The sequence below is a fragment of the Calothrix sp. CBUCES-K 9914 genome, assembly GCF_059640475.1.
Map to the genome: position 1 here is coordinate 1 of NZ_JBXXZH010000015.1, position 18,023 is coordinate 18,023.

General features: G+C 37.3%; 4 protein-coding genes. All 4 read right to left on the reverse strand.

What is annotated here, in order from left to right; all coding sequences use genetic code 11:
* Nucleotides 1-208: 208 nt before the first annotated feature.
* A complete protein-coding gene (locus AC2JBO_RS05145; protein WP_496952557.1) occupies nucleotides 209-1,873 on the reverse strand; it encodes a Fic family protein in 1,665 nt (554 codons plus the stop codon).
* A gap of 85 nt (nucleotides 1,874-1,958) precedes the next feature.
* Complete coding sequence (locus AC2JBO_RS05150) at nucleotides 1,959-3,218, reverse strand: hypothetical protein (RefSeq protein WP_496952558.1); 1,260 nt, start codon at nucleotides 3,216-3,218, stop codon at nucleotides 1,959-1,961.
* Between the two features lie 73 nt (nucleotides 3,219-3,291).
* The gene (locus AC2JBO_RS05155) at nucleotides 3,292-10,116 is read right to left on the reverse strand and encodes a Tc toxin subunit A-related protein (protein WP_496952559.1); all 6,825 of its coding nucleotides are present in this window, start codon (nucleotides 10,114-10,116) and stop codon (nucleotides 3,292-3,294) included.
* A 50-nt stretch (nucleotides 10,117-10,166) separates the two neighbouring features.
* A complete protein-coding gene (locus tag AC2JBO_RS05160; RefSeq protein WP_496952560.1) occupies nucleotides 10,167-17,789 on the reverse strand; it encodes a hemopexin repeat-containing protein in 7,623 nt (2,540 codons plus the stop codon).
* Between the last annotated feature and the right edge of the window lie 234 nt (nucleotides 17,790-18,023).

Sequence of the window (18,023 nt, forward strand, 5' to 3'; positions counted from 1 at the left end):
TTGCAATATACATTTTGGCAGTTTTTGACCCCTCTTTCCTAAAACTTTGTGAGAAATCCGGGTGTAGTACTAATTAAGTGAAACAACACTATACTGAACTTCTATATCTAAACATGAGGGGACTTACCCCACAAAAGCCCAGCTATTATAACTGGGCTTTTTGCTTAATATTTCTTTCTTAGTACATAAGTATGTTAACATTGATGGATCAGCTATCTGCCATTTCCTCAACCTGTTGCTGACCATCTTTAATAAGTTTGATCAACTCTTTCTTCGACTTGCCGACCATAAAACCCTGGTCTTCCAGAACGGTGGGGGACATTCCTTGCTCCAGCAGCATTTTGTTCAACACTAGGAACATTATAAGGCGCCCGTTGGCATCTTTGAAAGGGTGGATGATACCAAGCCCTCGACAACAGTCTATAATGGCGCCGATGATGGCATCTTTGTTTTTCCCAGCAGCTTTGATCTGCTCATAAGCCTTTTCGATAACATGATTCATCAGCATCTCAACAGTGTCCGCTAGCTCTTTTGGCGACTGTTTTGGATTCCCTGCCCTCCACTGTACTACTGTGTCCGGATCGGAAAAACGCGCCATGTCCTCAGAAAAGTAGCCACCTTCAATCAATTTATCGAGTTCTTTCCGCAAAGCTTCGAGTTCCTTCATACCAGCATCTGTGTACTGCTTGGTAACCCCCCATGCATTCGGGGTTTGCTTGATCCCCGTCTCCTGAAAGTTACGTGTTTTAATTGCAAAACCATCTGGAATAACTGACTCATTAGTAACAAGCTCGGTTGCACAGAGGTGGAGTTCCTTAACAAAGTCGGTATCCAGAGGGCGATCTATTTCTTCCACAATCTGTGCAAGCCCCTTCATCATCGAACCCATGTAGCCCTTGGAGCGATCGTAGATGTGTTTGTTGTCGTCCTTATGCACTTTGCTGTCGATCAGAATTTTCCAGTAGTTTTCTTTCCCCAGGTTTTTTAGGCTGGAAAGCTTAGGATTCTCGGATGATACCATGCCCTCAATCAAATCTTCGAGGATTTCGGTTTTCTTCTCAAAACAAATCTGATGGGTTGCCACCATGAGCGGCGTTTGGGAAAAAATCTTACCGTTAGTTTCCGCAGCATCCTGGCTTTGTGCAAGTATGTTTTCGATATCCTCGATAGTGTCGTGGGTTTCTTTAGTATTGGGAAGTTTCTCAACAATCTTGCGGAATGCGTCCGGGTTAAGAAGAAGAACTCTGCTGATCGGGTTGTCAGTGGACAGCAAAGTCGAAAATGCCCCAGCAGAATTTTTATGGTCATTCAACATAGTGTCAAGGTTTTGCCTCAACCGCTTGAGCTTGGACTCCGTGAGCTTATAAAGATTAGTCTTCGCCTCACTCGCGTCCTTTATCGAACAGTCGAGGTCGTCAACAAGAGTTTTGAGCATCAGTCGAATCTGATCCCGACGACCCTTTAAAAAGGGGTTCGGTTTGCTAAAGTGCAGCAATATCTCCAGATCTATTTCTTTGTCTTCTCTAGAGGGCGGTAGTGCCTCCCGATCCGTTTCTGTTCCGCTTATATTGGATAATTCATCAAGCTCCTCGTCTTCGCTCTTTTCGCGAGTTAATCGAGATGGAGGCTTAATTTCACTTTTGCGATCGCTAGAAGATTCGTCGGACTCGTCGTCTTTTCGCTTTTCGCGAGCTAGTCGAGATGAGGACTTAATTTCACTTTTGCGATCGCTAGAAGATTCATCGGACTTTTTGTCTTCGCTCTTTTTGCGAGCTAATCGACGAGGTTCACCTTCATTCTTTTTGCGTGCCCGACTTGGTGCATCGCTTTTCTTTTTCCCTGCCGTTGTAGTTTTTTTATGTGTTGATTTCATACTGCGGTAGTATATTTTAAGTATGGTTGTGACTGTGTTAGAGTTGATTCGTAAACAAAAGCTTAAGAGGCTAATTAAGATTACTTTAGGTATTAAAGTATGAAATTATCATCGTGCGGTCTGGGTTAAGGATGAGTCGAAATGCATAGTTACGGTTCTGAGTCGCCCAGTTATTATTGCGATTAGGGTCTTGCTCCATTTCAAGCGGGAACATTTGATTAATGCGGCTGTTTAAGTCTAGTATTGATTGTACGATATCGAACAGTTTAGAGTACGGAAGTCCATGATCGGCATTTTGAATCAACCAATCGACTATAATTTCAGGCCCGATCATAAGTTGTATTTTGTTGCCGTTGCCCCAGCTTGTATTACTTACCCCAATCTCGATGTGCGGCATCAAAACCTGAGTTCCTCCAGCAATATTGCCTACTCCATCTCTTGTACGTGGCCATCTTTGTAGATCCCAGTTAGTAACTTTAGCTCCTTGGATTAACGTGTTCAAACGTGTTAGTGAGGCTAGTGAGAACTTATTTATCGGACCATTTGCGTCTTCTACAACCGCGTGAGTTAAATTGAGATTCTTGTACGTTGCCCGAGCTGCAAGTCCAGTTCCATGAACAGTTTGTAAGTTTGCAATAAAGTTTGTTGCATCTTGTAATTTTGTATCGTTATCCGCAATTTCCTCCGAGATCGTATTAGCATACTTTAATATATTGTAGAGTTCGCCTGGGCTTGGAAGATTTAAGGGTTGGAGAGCTTGACTATGTTGTGTGAGAGTTTGTTGAGCAGTGGTAATCTTTTTTCTTACTTCATCAATGTCTGTTATGTGCGTTGTTAAGTTGGCTGGAGCGTCCATAGCTAAGTAATCTCTCCACTGAATTAATTGTTGCTGGAGATTTGTACTTGTTGTTAGCTGATTCGTAACTTGGAGAAGCAATGGATTCACTAGCTGTCGAGTAGTTTCCATGCGGTCGTTTGGAATTTTTAATTGTAACTCTCCTAACTCTACTATTTGCTGCCTTTTCTGTTCTAGCTTGATAAACTCTTGTAGTGTTTTGTCCTTTGCCTGTTTTTGTTGTTCTTGCTCACGATCTACTCGCGCTTTTAACCGATTTGCTTTTTGGCGGAGTCTGCGCTCCTCTACTAATTGCCTCCTCTGCTCTAGGCTGGTATGATCTACCTGATCGGTGTTTAAGTGTTTTTCATCCCGCTGCTGTTGTCTTTGCTGTCTGAGGCTGGTTCTGCTTTTTTCTGTTTCTCTTTGCCTTTTATTATTGATCTTGCCCTGTTCTCGTACAGTGCTTTTCTTTTTCCCTGTCTTTGTAGTTTTTCTGTGTGTCGTCATACTACGGTGGTATATATTTTGAAAATTTATAATGTTGTTTGTTGCTATGTTTGAATTTTTGCTAAAGAATTATTTATCCAACAATAGCTTTGTAGCTTAATACAAGACCAATGTTGTTAATAATTTCCTTGTTGCCATTCAGGCTCAATGTCCAATCTGAGCCATTGCTACCTATGCTTAATCCATTTGTCAGTAGGTATTTTCCGTCTTTTAAAGTTAAACTTTTATCGTTATTTAAAACCATGCTTACTTGTCCTTGGTCAGTTAATTCATACTTTGTGTAGATACCCGCTATTTTATTGCTGCTCATATTGGGAAACATATCGCGCGTGAATGTCAGCACAAGTTCGGGGTCGTCATTTTCCAAAAATTCTTCCCATTCATCAGGAAATTCATTCGCCACGTTAAAGAAGCGCGCGGTTTGATAAGGTTTAAGCAGCCCTTTGACAGCATTAGCAAACACTGTTCCACCTTGCAAAGCTGTATACTTAATATTAATTGTTACATCTTGAAGTTGATTTAAATTGTAAGAACCCTTTTTGCCATTAAGCTCCAGGCGCCAGGTGGATACAGCACCAGTCCCTTCAAAGGGGAGGTAACGGTCGTCGTCAAATCGCAACTCGAATAAACCGTTGTTGTTTTCGTTCTCATTGACATGGGACAGGGCAATTTGTTGGTTAGTTTTCCAGTCGCTGCGTATCGAAAGGGGTGGCTGATCTTTGGCGTTAAGGAGGTACTTGACGGCTTTGGCATCTGGTTCCAAGATGGTTTTATGGCTCAACTGCGTCAGCGTTGCATTTACCGTTTGACCTTCACCTGCATTAAACGTTAAGGAAATTGTTTTGACTTGTCGGCAATAATGTCCCTGAAAGTCATAGTCAAATAGCGCTTCAGTCAACGAAAATTCGCAGGCACCCTTGGTTTTTAATTGCAACAAAGCAACCGGGTCAAGGTCAAGTAGAGAAATGTTCTTCGAGATTTCAAATCGGCGGCTATTGGTTTCGATGTAAGCCTTTTCCATTTTGTCAATATCCATGCTCAGGCTTTCACCGGAAAGTAGTCCTTTTTTCAAGTTATCCCAATAAAGAGGCTGGATATAATTAACATCGCTTTCTTTATACCCCTGCTCAAATTGGAAGGCTTTTTCCGCCGACTTCGCCATATCATAAGCCATGTTGTAGGTCTGGAAATACATACCCGAAAGTTTGCTGACCATCCATTGATAGAGTTGAGCACTAGTAAATTTATCCTTCATAAATGTCTTGATGGATTCGTTATGCTCAATTTCTTTTTCCAAGATGTCTATTTCGCGCTGGGCAATTTTTTCCTGCCACCTAGCACCATTTAGTTGAGCGGTTATCTGGATCACATCGCTTTCAACCGCAACAAGCTGTGATTGCCAATCTTCCTTCATGCGATCTTGGCTTGCCTGCATACCAATAATTTCGCCGGTCATACTTAATGCTTCTCCCAAGATTTCCGTTGCTTCAGCAGCACTGGATACAGAATCACCTAAATGTCTCCCTCCTGTTTCAACACCTAGAGAGAACGGACCCAAAGTAGTTTCAGGAACTACGTATATAATCCCCGACGCGATTTTTAAAGCAACAGAAGCATACATTAAACTAGCCCCTGCTATCATCAGATCGAGTTGAGTTTTCTCTTTAACTGACAAGCCTGCTGCTATCAACTTCTGATAGTATCCCACCTGACTTTTGGCATGACGAAGACTCTCTTCCAGCACTTTGACTGATTCGCGAGCTTCTTCGAGTTGCGATTTTTTAATGTCGCGCGTCATTGCTAAAATCACACCGTCCTGCCTATTTTGCAGCAGGTTAAGTTCTTCTGCGTCTTTCTTTTCCAGGGCGCCTAGCAGATCGTTGCCAAACTGGTTCAACTTTTGTACCAATTCCTGTGCTTTACGCACCATGAAACTGAAGCGATAATGTGGAACGGAAATATTCATACTTGCCAATGCAGCGCTTAATGCCGCACCAGAACTCACAGCTTGTACTATTGCCATTGGGTCAATGGGTGGCTGGAATAATGGTAATGGCTGATTAATCCCCATGATGTTCTGGCAATGCCTGATTTTATATAAGCGGTCTTCGACTCGATCCCAATAATCAGCAAATAAGGAGTTGTCCGGGATAAAGAAATAAGGATTAGCGATACTATCGTTCGGTGTTCCCGGAATGATTGTAATTGGCTGACTTCCAACATGGGGAGTAGTTGCTGGGGAGATCAAGAAATTATAGTCATCAGACGGATTTGTTAATTCGCTGTATTTCTTACTTGTTGAGAGTACTTTTGTACCTAAATTAGCAGGTTTTTGACCGAGAAGGTCATATGCCAAAATATACAACATACGAGCTTCATTAATGCTTTCTCTTGTATACTGACGAAACAGCATATCTCCCCAATCGATTAAATTATCAACGTAGCCCATCACAATCGATTTACGATAAACAGTTGTACGTAAAGACGCGATCGCATGTGGGTCGAAAGGGTCATTTAAATAGGCATTAATTTCAGCGTCACCAACTTGCATCAGTTGATATCTATACCAAAGCTTCTCAATTACCCCTGTTAGTTCACTGAGTTTATTGATTAATTTACTAACTTGTTCGTTGTCCGCGTTCAAAGAACGGACTAATTCCTCCAAATCATCTCGAATGTTTTTTAAATTCAGGGATTTAAGATATTCGCTTTCCGTAGCTGATAATTGGCGAAGGTACTGAAAAACATCAACTAACGGTTCTAACTTAGAAAATATAGTATTAAGGTTGGTCTCAACTTTGGTTACATTAATACCCAGTGCTTTTAGCTGTGCGATCGAACTTCTACCTGAGTCAACAATCGCTTGTATATCTACCGCTAAGAATGGTAAAAATTTCCAATAGTTAGCAGGTTCAGTTGGGTCAAAAATATATTCGTACCACTCTTTAGCTTCTTCAAATTTCTGACCAGTATTCAGTGATTGGGCAATCAGGAATGGTGCATGAAAGAATACTTCCCAATAATAGATTCCATTAGCACTGTTAAAATCAAGATGCGAACTAATCGGTAGATTTTCGATTTTTCCTGTTTTCACCTTAATATTTGTCGCGGAAGATTCTTTATCACTAAATGAAGGCAATTCATCAGTCTCCTGTGTGCTGATGTTTAATAGTGCCTGTACACCACCAGAAAGTAATTTTTGATTCAATTTATAAGCCGTGCTTGTGGTTAGCCGGACAATTTCATAGTTGACATCCCCTAGTTCATATGGTTTAGCACGACGAGCGTCAGTGATATTTTCATACTTGATGTATCGATTATTTTTGAAGAAAAATAGCTCATTTCCTCGATGAAACGCTGCATCAAATCCTGTCCTCAACTCATAAGGTAAGTTGCCCCAGTTGCCTTGAATGTATTTAAATTCAGTCAGCGTATCAATTTCGTTTGAACCCTCCAGTTTAAAATATCGGTCATTCGAGAATAAATAAACTTTGCCGTTAAGACTGAAGGATGCATCAATCTTACTAATTCCCCATATATTTGTTACTTTTTTAGGGTTTTTCCAGTCAATATCATTAAATGTTGCAGGTATTTTACTTGATTCTATGTATTCATTACCTTTAAACAGGTAAAATTTACCTCCCGCTACAAACGCTGCATCATAAGGTGAGCTTGTTGCTTTTTGCAAGGCGCCTGCTTCATTTACATAAGCAAGCTGAAAAGAGTTGCTAGAAGTATCGAGGGGTGTAATGCGCTTATCGGTTAATGAACACGCTAATACATAACCAGGAGAATAAATGTAAAGTACCTGGTTATAGACATAGGCGCCATGAATTTGTAAGTTCTGGTAATCAGGAGGAACATTTGCAAAGCCCATGTCGTTCAACAAGGCGCCTAGTTTACCAGTTTCCCTCCTGCCCTCACTAAAGACGCGATCGTCAACTTTGGTAAATTTTAGAAATCTGTTTTCTCCAACAAGATAGGTTATTTCATTGTAAACAAAAGCCCCATAAACTTTTGTTAAGCCCAGTAAACTGAAATTTTTGTGATAATCCTTATCAACAAATTCACCGGGTTCATTCCCGGAAGAAAGCGTATATCGAATGAATTGGTTAGCACTTGTTAGAAATAACCTATTGCCATTAATGTAGGCGGAATCTACAATTCCAGTTTCTGTGAAATTATTTCTGACGATTCCCCATCGTTCCTTAGTAGATTTTCTTTCACTTAATTTGCCAGACTCTACAAATTGTTTGGCTGCATTATCAAAAAAGTAAATCTTGTTATCTATAGTTTTAAATACTGCATCAATTTTATTCCAGGCAGGAAAACCTTCACCATTTGTTATAATTGGTTTTGGGTATCCTTCATCTGCCAAATCGTAGTTTGTAGAATAAACCAGATATTCATTTCCACTAAAAAAGTAGGTTTTACCGCTATGAACAAATGCGGCATCAACTATACCTTGTTCAGCAATACGGTTGCGTATTCTTCCCCATTTTCCACTATTTGCTTTGCTATCAGCCCATTGATTAATCTTATTAACTATTACTTCCGTATTAATTCCTATATTTGGAAACACTATGTATTCTCTATTTCTAAAGATGTATATATTCCCATCTTTTCCAACCAATGCTGCATTTACAGAAAAGTTTAAAGGAGTTGTGGTTTCTCTACCATTTGATACAGATAACCGATTCTCCTGAAATATGTATTTAGTATTGCCTATTGCAAAAGCAGCAGTCCAGGCGCCTGTAATATTTGTCTCTGATATATTGCCATTGCTAAATTCATAATTCTTGCGACGATTGTTTTGGCTATGTACACACGAGAAATATACAGTTGACCCCATATCCAGGGCGGCAGTAATATCTTCATCTCTATATAAATTATTGTTGTTTCTACATCCTAAGTCTTCTAATACAGTATAAAGATTACTCGGTTTAGGATAGCCATTTTCAATAAATTGGTAGTCACTATTTGCATATTTAATAAACTGCTCTTTATTTATTAAATATGTATAGTTGCCAAATACAAATGCTGCATCTACTGATGGTTCGACTAGTGAAGAATTAATCCTGTAATCAGGTGCAGTAAAGGAATTTCTTATTTTCCCCCATTTTGAATTGGTCGCAATTGGTTTGTTCAAATTGCTAGATTCTACAAATTCTTTTCTTGTTTGATTAAAAAAATACGTTTTCCCATCAGTTCCTTTAAATGCTGCATCAATTTTATCCCATTGAGGTAGACCTTCTGTATTACTATTTAGTGTTTTAGGATAATCGGAATCTGCCAGTTCGTATCCATTTGTATAAACTAAGTATTGATTCCCGCTGAAAAAGTAAGTTTTGTTACCATCAACGAATGCGGCATCAATGATTCCAGTTTCGGCAATATTATTGCGTACTTTACCCCATCTATACTGAGTTTTAGATGTAGTTAGCCCGTTTGGACCAATAATGGCGTAATTTCCTGAATTATTGAAAAAATAGGATTTGCCATCAGGTGCCTGAAACGCTGCATCAATTTTGTCCCATGTAGGTAAAGAATCTTTATTATCACGCAAATTCTTCCAGACATAGTTTCCCAAAGGAGTAACATCAGGCTTACATAAAAAGCTACCCCCTTTATGATCGAAACTAAACCATAAGCCTTCAGACGATTTTTCTGCGGTATTAAACATGACCACATTGTTATCATCTATGATTTCCGTATCATCAAATATAGCGTTGAATACTTCTTTACCATTGTTATCAAATTTTGGTTTATTGGCTTTTTCGGTGTACAACTCAGGTGTTAGGCTAAACGCCTCATTAAATTCTTGTTTTTTGACTTGATAAGTACAATTAATAATGATGTTTTCGTGTTCTTTAATAATTATCTTTTTGTCTCTTTCATCCTCAACTGTAATCTGCAATCTATCAGAATTTTCAACGAATAACTTAACATTTTCAATCGCAGTTTGCTCTTTGATTTCAGCAGTCAATGTTTGTGCCGGGAGCCACTCTTTGTTTAGATTGTAGAAAGAGTAATAAATTTTTATAATATATGTTGCCTGCGAATTTGACGCTATCGTTTGGGTATCGTTACTCTGCTTAGTTGTAATAGTGGTACTAGTCGAGGTATCGACAACAGTTTCTACCTTTGTCCAGAAAACAAATACTCGCTCAAAGGCGAATACCGGATAGACCTTATCAGCATCGATTTGGACATTCACATTCAGCCAAGGACTCCACGAAGTAGAACCCTTTTCTCCACCAAAAAACTCAGCTAGACGATAGTAAAACCGTGCTGGGTCTGTTTTTGTTCGTCCAAACAACACCAAACGTTTATTTTTGCCGTTTGACCCAGGTAAATCATATACATAGCCTCCTGCTATTTTTAATCGAGATACTTCGGTATATTCATCAAGGTACTTTTTGTAAACCCTTTGCACTGTTAATGCGTTTATCTCTCCTTGCAGCAAATCTTCTTCTAAAGTTTTAAATGCTGGTGTTTTAGTATCACGAAGTTCCGGACGAATATAATTTTCTGGATATAGAAAAACCTTACGATTGGCTTCCCAAACGCGATAGTTCTTCATCCATTTCCACCAGTTTTTTAGTTCTTTCCTTATCTCATCAGGATTTTTGCCTTCTTTAACAGAAATTTCTTCCAGATTTACAAAATATCTGTGAATATACAATTGTACTGCTGCAATAGCCTCTTCAATTTTAGATGTCGTGCCGCAACTTCCCATCTCCACGTCGAGCAGGAACTGTTCATATAAGTTCCGAGCATTCTCTATCCCATCTTCAACCGATACGACATAAGGCACCAGAGCATCTCGCTTAATCACATTAAGCTCATCGTTCAGTTGTTTTGAAAGAATATGCCAGTTTTTTTCGTTATTTAACATTGGATTTTAGATTTTGGGATTTTAGATTTTGGAGTGTTCAGATTTTACTATTAGCTGTTGATCAACCCAAGGAGCTTGTATAATGTATCGGATGCGGCGCCTAAGTCATCGGGTGGATACATCTTCTTCCAAACTTGTTTGTACAATTCTGAAGGGAATGTGCCCATTTTTTCAGTAATAGAAAATACCTCAAAGAACTTAATCACCATTTCCAAGTTAAACCGGACTTCAAAAAGGTTGTCAGTCATTAAAAACCCATTGTTCCGCTTTAACCATTTGACTTCATCAATATCCCAACCAAAAATTTCAGAGAGCATTTTGTAGGGGTCTTTCACCGAACCTTGCTGAGTATATAAGAAATCGGTTAAGGTATATTCTGTGTTGCTATAAGTTTCCTGTAACTGCTTAAACCGAGTGATTGTTTTGATATCGCTTAAGAGATAATCAGCCCAGTTGCCCCACCTGTATTTGAATTTTTGGGGATAAATACTATCTATGTGCTGATAGCTATGATCTGAGTATCGCACATAGTCATCTACTTTGAGCAAGTAAGTTTTTCCTTCAAAAACAAAACCTCCATCGATAGATTTTTCAAAGTTGACGGGTAAGTTACCCCAGTTGTCTTTGATGAATTTTGGAAACCCTTCGTCTACAAATTCTTGTTCAGAATCTGTATATCTAATATATTGATCTCCCTTAAAGACGTATATCTTCTTGTCAGGGGAGGCAAAAGCCGCGTCTATTGAATCAGGGTTACTGATGAAATTGTTTTTAACTTTTCCCCATTTATCTTTAATTAATTTAGGGTTAGAATCGGCACTCAGGTAATTTTTATCTTTAAATAGATATATATTACCATCAGTCCCTCTCAGCGCTGCATCAATGCCATACTTGAAAGTATCTGGAATGTTTTGTATTCCAAGTTCATTAGAAAGCACAGTTGAGATAGCTTTCGGGTAGCCGTCATCTACATATTCGTATGTATCATTGGAATACCTAACACACTGATCGCCGGAGAATAAGAAAGTTTGCCCGCTATTATTTACAAAAGCAGCATCGACTTTATTGTTTTGAACAATATTATTCTTAATATTACCTATGATATCAATATCATAAACAAAGTCTAGGCTTTGCGATACGATGTAACAGTGACTACCTATAAATACATAGATATGACTGTTGTTGGAAATGACGGCATTGATAACAGTATTGACCTTATTTGAAATCAGGTTAACTATAGTATCTTCAAATTCTTCAGGTAGATTTTTAAAACCCGCTTCTGTTCTCAGATTATTTGCAATGATTTTAGGATACCCCTCATCTACATATCGGTAATTCTTACCTGAATAACGTACATATTGATCGCCTGAAAATAAATAAGTTATCTCCTTTTGGAAGACAAAGGCAGCGTCTATCTTGTTTCCCCGGCTATTGTTAACAAAATTATTATGTACAATTCCCCAATAGTCCTTAATAGGCGCCGGAGCATTAAATGTGTTATTTTCATACTTAACGTAATATTCATCAGAAAAGAAATAAGTGGCGGCATCACGTCCAGTGAAAGCCGTTTCGATACTTTTAAATGAGTCCTTATTAAAGGGTATGCCACGCCATATTCTGTCAATTGGTTTTGGGTATGCCCACTGATTTTCTTTAGCATTAAATTGAATATAGCGATTTCCACTTAAAAGGAACATATTGTCTCCTTCCACAAGCACAGCATCTACCTTGCTGAAGCCATCTTCTGTATAAACAGAAGGAATTTCCAAAAAATTACTATCGGCAATTTGTGGAAATCCTCGGTCTGGTTTGGAGTAATCTTCAGTTGAATAGCATACGTAACGAAACTTTCCTTCACTGTTTGGTTTCTCAAATAGGAAAGTTTTTTCATCCTTTACGAATGCCAAAGTAACACTGCTTAATCCTCCCCAATGCTCTTGAATAAGTTTTGGAATACCATCGATTTCAGCATTAATATAAGAATTGCCTGAATAAGTGAAGTATTGCTCACCACTAAATAAGTAAGTCTTCCCGTCAAGTCCAACAAATGCTGCATCAATTGTGCTATGAATATATATGTTATTTTTTTCCCTGCCCCATTCTTCGCTTAATGGATATTGTTTATTCAATAAAACATTAAAGCAATCTTGACCTTTAAACAAATAGGTATTGTTATCAATTCCCTCAAAAACCGCATTCAGCCCAGTTTTAAATTTGGTAGGAACATTTCTTAAAACAGGAGGTTCTACCAATGTTTTTTGTACTATATGACCTTCTAAGCTGCTATATCGGTTCCAGATTGTATTTTCTTCCAGAAATAATGCACCGTCATCAAGGAAGGCACAACTTGCTGTAGTAAATCCTAGGGCTGCATATTTTTTGTATAATACTTCGGAAACTCTACAACATTTTGCATCTTTAAACAGATAAATATTACGCTTGTCGGCAAATGCTGCATCTATACCATTATCATAGGAAATTTTCAGGTTTTTGAAACGTGGTTCTTCTTTGAGAGAACTCACAATGTACTTTGGATACCCTTCTTCGACCGCATTATATTGATTGCTTTGATAACGGAAATATTGATTGCCAGAGAAGAGATAGGTATGTACGGTAGACTGCTCAATACCATCTTTGATTTCGTGAGATTCTACAACAATAGCTGCATCTACTTTTCCAGTTTTAGCGATGTTATTAACCACATGACCCCAATATCTATTAGTAATGTTGGGATAGCGATCTTCAATCTTACTGTAGTTTGAACCAGAATACCTAACATATTCTGTGCCAGAGAAAATATATGTTTTGCCATCTCTTCCCGTAAAAGCATCATCTACTGAAGCAAAAGGTATACTATCCCATCGAGTGCTTAACTCTTCTGGTTCAGACCACCAGCGCTGCTGATTATCAAAATATATAAACTTGTTACCAGAAAAAAGGTAGGTTTTGTTGTCACTGCCATTGAATACTGCATCTACTTTATTAAAATCGGCGCCTTCCTGAACCAGGTTAAAGGGTAGGTTCCACCAATTATCGTTAGGCGCCTTGGGATAACCCTCATCCTGTTTCGTATAGTCATTTTTGGAGTAGCGAACATAGACGACTCGACTAGTATCTGTAGCAAGTTTGCCGAAGAGATAGGTTTTACCGTCAAGAACAAATGCAGCATCAACGGTATTTAAACCACCCCAGTCATCTGCAATAGTACGAGGGAATCCCTCATCCACCTGGGAATAATCACTACCTGAATATTGAAAATACTGGTCGCCGCTGAAGAGATAGGTTTTACCTTCGAGACTAACAAATGCAGCATCTACCCTGCCATTCTCAATGATGTTATTTTTGACAATGCCCCAACGCCCCTTTACATCCTCCAATGTCATTGAAGCATTGGTAGATTCAAAATTCGCAACCTTAGCATCTTTGAAAAGGTAGATTTTTCCATCCTGCCCCTTAAAGGCAGCATCCACCCCATCTTTAAACTCAACTGGCAAATTGGAATAATGTGATTTTAAACTCTTTGGAAAACCCTCTTGTACCTTAACACAATCATTTTCGATACTATCTTGGTAAAGAATCACCTGGTTTCCTACGAAAACAAAGAGGTTGCCACCATCAGTATAAGCAGCATCAACTTTCTTTAACTCCTTAAAGTTATTTTTTACTTTTCCCCAGGTTTGATTAATGTCCATCTCTTTGGACATATCGGAACATACATATTTACTGTCTTTGAATAAATATGTTTTGTCGTTTGTACCTTGGAACGCAGCATCTATAAATTTTTGAAATTTATTAGGCAAGAAAGCATTGCTCAATTCATTTTTCCAATTTTCCTCAATCTTTAAGGGATATCCTTCATCTACTTGGCTATAATCGTTACCCGAATAACGGATATATTGTTTGCCAGAAAAGAGATAGGTCTTACCTTCCTCATCTTGAAAAGCCGCATCAACTTTTTCAGGGTTATCAAAGTTACTTTCCAATTTGCCCCATACTCTGTCTTTCTTTACCCACCTGTTGCTTCCTTTTTCTTTATAATAAAGATTATTTCCAGAGACAATGAATGATGTTCCCTTGTTATCTGTAAAAGCAGCATCTACCTTTGATAGTCCTGCAAACTTATCAGAAAGTGAGGTAATGTTGTTGTCTTTGGTCTTAAGTAGGTTATAAGTTTCCGCTGAATAAGCCCAATATTTGCCGTCTTTAAAGAGGTAAATTATATCTTCAGTTTCTAGTAAGGCATCAAACCTATCAATTTTTTCTGGAAGTACTAATTTCTCAGAAAATTTTTCAACTAAGTCTTGCTCGTAAAAAGCGACCTCCGTCTCTTTTTTGTCAAACCTCAATTTAGAAGCCAGCACAGCAAATTGTTGTATTCTTCTATATGCTAAATTGAATTTGTGATTATTTGGCTCTACCTTAATAGCATCATTCGAGTCAACTACAGACAAAACAGGCACTAAAAACTCTTCTACAATATTTCCGGCGCCTCTAAAAACATGTTGACAAATTACTTTTACAATTTCGGTCTGTATGCCAAAAGCATCTTGTAAAGCATCAAGTAGAGTAATTTCTTGTTGTTCTGCCAGTTCTTTCATCTTTCCTGAAATCTCACGCATACTGACATCTATCTCTTTTACAATAGCATGTAGCACAAAGAAGATGTCTTTATTGTAGTCTTCAAATGAATCTAAACTAAAATCAAGAGCATTGTTAATATTGAGGAAATATGCGATTTTACCTTCAGGTATTTTTCCGTTTTCGAGAATGTAGCCATTTGTTTCCAATACTTCAATTAACTCTTCTTTCTCTTCGAGATTAAAATCTAGATCGTCGAGAACCGTGGTTGTCATCTGGTATTTTTGAGAAACACTGATAATATTACCAATGGTATTGAATACTATTTCAGCATCATTGCTTGTAAAATAGGAGCTAAGTCTGAACTCTCCCACATTCTCTTGGTCGAGGAAAAAGTCTTTTTTATCCTGTTTTACTATTCCATTTTGGAGGTATTCAGCTTCTATGCTTTTGTAGACCCGTTCAGCCACAATTTTATCGGCTATTTCAGCAATCGATTCCTTCGCTATAGTATAAAAACTAACTTTAAACTTATCTATCAATTGTTTGATTGCATTGAGTATTTTATGCCGATATGGATAGAACGCTAAGGCGAGCTTAAATGCTTCTACCTTCAGAACTAAAAATTGAGATTTATTAGTAAATATATACTCTTGATTTATATATCCGTTGAATTTCAAGTTCTCAATCAAGTCATTGATCTCAAAGTCTTTTAGCGGTAGTTCCGAGAAAATATCTTCATCAAGAATAAGACTCTCTTGATTAAACTTGTTTACTTGTGAAAATATGAGGTTGAAAACATTAGTCGAGCAAGCTGCTATATTAGCATTGACTTCAAAATTAGAAGAGTTCTCTGTCGAGGTAAAAAAGTCAGGTTGTAATATATTGCCTTCCTCATCAAGATAGCCATTGAAAATCAAATTGTCGTACAACTCATTTCGATGCGCTTCTGAAATTTCAAATACTTCTAAATCGGAAGGGTAAACTGAAATTTCCAGTTCGGTTTCTATATCTTCATCTTCATCAGTCAATAAATCATAGATAAGGGTGAAAAGCTTTTCTTGATAAGCACTGAAATCAGTTTCTAGTTGAAAATCCCCAGATGACTGAGGAAACTTTTCTTCTTTCAGGCGCCCTTCAGCAGTTATGTACTCTTTAATTATAAGATTATTAAAGATTTTATCTAATATCTTTTGTTCAAGACCTAAATTGATAAAATCTTCTTTGCTAACAACTTCTAGCTTGTGCAAAGCTTTGTATACCAATTGTTCTGCAACGCTTTGGTCATATGTCACCAGTCTAATATCTTTTTTTGAAACAAGTTTGCTATCTGTTTGGGTTAATGCAAAATGAATTACCTTAGTCGCACGACTATCAAATAAATCAGACCGTAATATATCTGCACCAAACATCACTGATTTAAAGCTTTGATAAAGATTGTTCAAAAAATTAATCTTTTGTTGCCTGTTACTTTCCTCTTCTGTTGGGTTATTATACCTACCTATTAATAATAGCTTCAGTTCCTCACTTGTAAAATCGTTGGAGCGCATCCAATTCGTGACTGCAAATAATACTTGCACCAGCCACATTGAAGATTGTAGATTATTTTCCTGAAGAATTTTGTAACAATTATGTTCCTGAGTGTTATGATTGATTAGTATATTGAAATTGCTACGTGTTCTAATTGAAGGGTCTTTTTCTAATATATCCAATAAATTAAATAAATCGTGATATGATATGTCAAGAATTTCAGTTAGCTTACTAACACGAAATAATAATGATAAAGCAGGTAGACCTATATCCCGACCACTAGCCAATAGTGACGTATTAGATTCATCAATTGCTCTTTCCCTAAATTTGATGACTATATTAGTCAAATCTTTGTCAGAAATATTTAGGGTTTTACTCAATCGCATTCTATATTCTTTATTATTTAAAGACAGTAGGTCTCCAGAACAAACAAGTTGTGTATAATTGGAATATTTTTCAGATATAAATTCAGAAACAAGGATATATTTTTTATCAAAGTTTGCGAATTTTGAATTAAAAATTTTATTGAACAAATCTTGAGGTTCGTCGTCGTTTCCTATCCCTAAGATATTAATGTCACTGAAAAAGCTACAAACTACATCAAAGGGTAGTTCATATAAATCATGAAGCTGCTTAATTACCGCAATATTTCTAACCGCTTCAGCATCCAATTTATTATTACAGCAACTCCGAAGAATAATATCTAAATCAGTAAAAGATATTCCTATTTTTTTGGCTATCCTGATAAAACGATTTACCCGTTCATACCAAGAAACAGGTATTGGTATCGTAATTTCGTTTTTATCTAATTCTTGCCATACTATATTTTCTTCATTATCATCTAATTTTGCATAGCCATTTAGTTGATAATTAATGAAAAATTGAGAAGCTTTGACTTTTTCTGGCTTTGGCTTTGAAGCAGTATCTTTAGTACTCTCACTTAAATCCTGGTATAGAAGTTCCCTTAACTCTTGACCCGACAGTTCAGTTATACTTAGTAACTGTGTCACTTTCTTTAAATCATTAAATGGTGTATCTTTATAATACTTTTTTAAGGTTTCTTTATTGATAACTCGTATCATCAAATCATATTCTTCCAGAGAACGCCCTAAATATTCTCTTGCAACAACATCTGGGTCAACTTGGAGAGAAAACAGTTTATATAGCTGTTCCGATTTAATATTTAAATAATTAAGAATTTTTTTGATTCTTTCATTATCAAAGTTAAAAGGTAAATTAAACGGATATTGTGCAGTTTTCATCTTGTCATACACATTACCGCCTATTTCCGGGTTATTTTTTAACGCATTTTCTAATACCTCATTTACAATATTGAGGTATGGAATAGAGGTGTATGTATTCTCGGCATCAAGAAGTAAATTTTTTATATCTGCTCTTCGTTTTACTTGATCAAACTTTGCATTTTTAAACTTATCATCTAAAAGTTGAAGTAAATCTGCTAGATAGGCTGCTGGTGAATATACAGAACGAGCATCATTACCTTTTTTAAAGTCTAGTTCTCCAAATAGGTCTTCATAACTTGGTAAGTCTGAATTTGTGTTCATAGGGATTGACCATTTATTTAGATGATTGTAAACATAAGCTGCTTACACAGTTACGAAAAGCTGACACCTGGCGCCAAAAAGAGACTTTAACTATAAAAAATAGAAAGTCATGCAACTTTCTTGCGTGGCTTTGTACTACTAAAAATTAGTTCGTAAGGTTAGACTAGATGTCAGTTCTCACTAGAGCTTTCGGCGCAAGCAATATATGAAAAAAAACGCAATTTCTCAAAACAT

Excerpts from the sequence above, each read along its gene's own strand:
- AC2JBO_RS05145 (WP_496952557.1), bottom strand. The coding sequence starts at position 1,873 with ATGAAATCAACACATAAAAAAACTACAACGGCAGGGAAAAAGAAAAGC.
- AC2JBO_RS05150 (WP_496952558.1), bottom strand. The coding sequence starts at position 3,218 with ATGACGACACACAGAAAAACTACAAAGACAGGGAAAAAGAAAAGCACT.
- AC2JBO_RS05155 (WP_496952559.1), bottom strand. The coding sequence starts at position 10,116 with ATGTTAAATAACGAAAAAAACTGGCATATTCTTTCAAAACAACTGAAC.
- AC2JBO_RS05160 (WP_496952560.1), bottom strand. The coding sequence starts at position 17,789 with ATGAACACAAATTCAGACTTACCAAGTTATGAAGACCTATTTGGAGAA.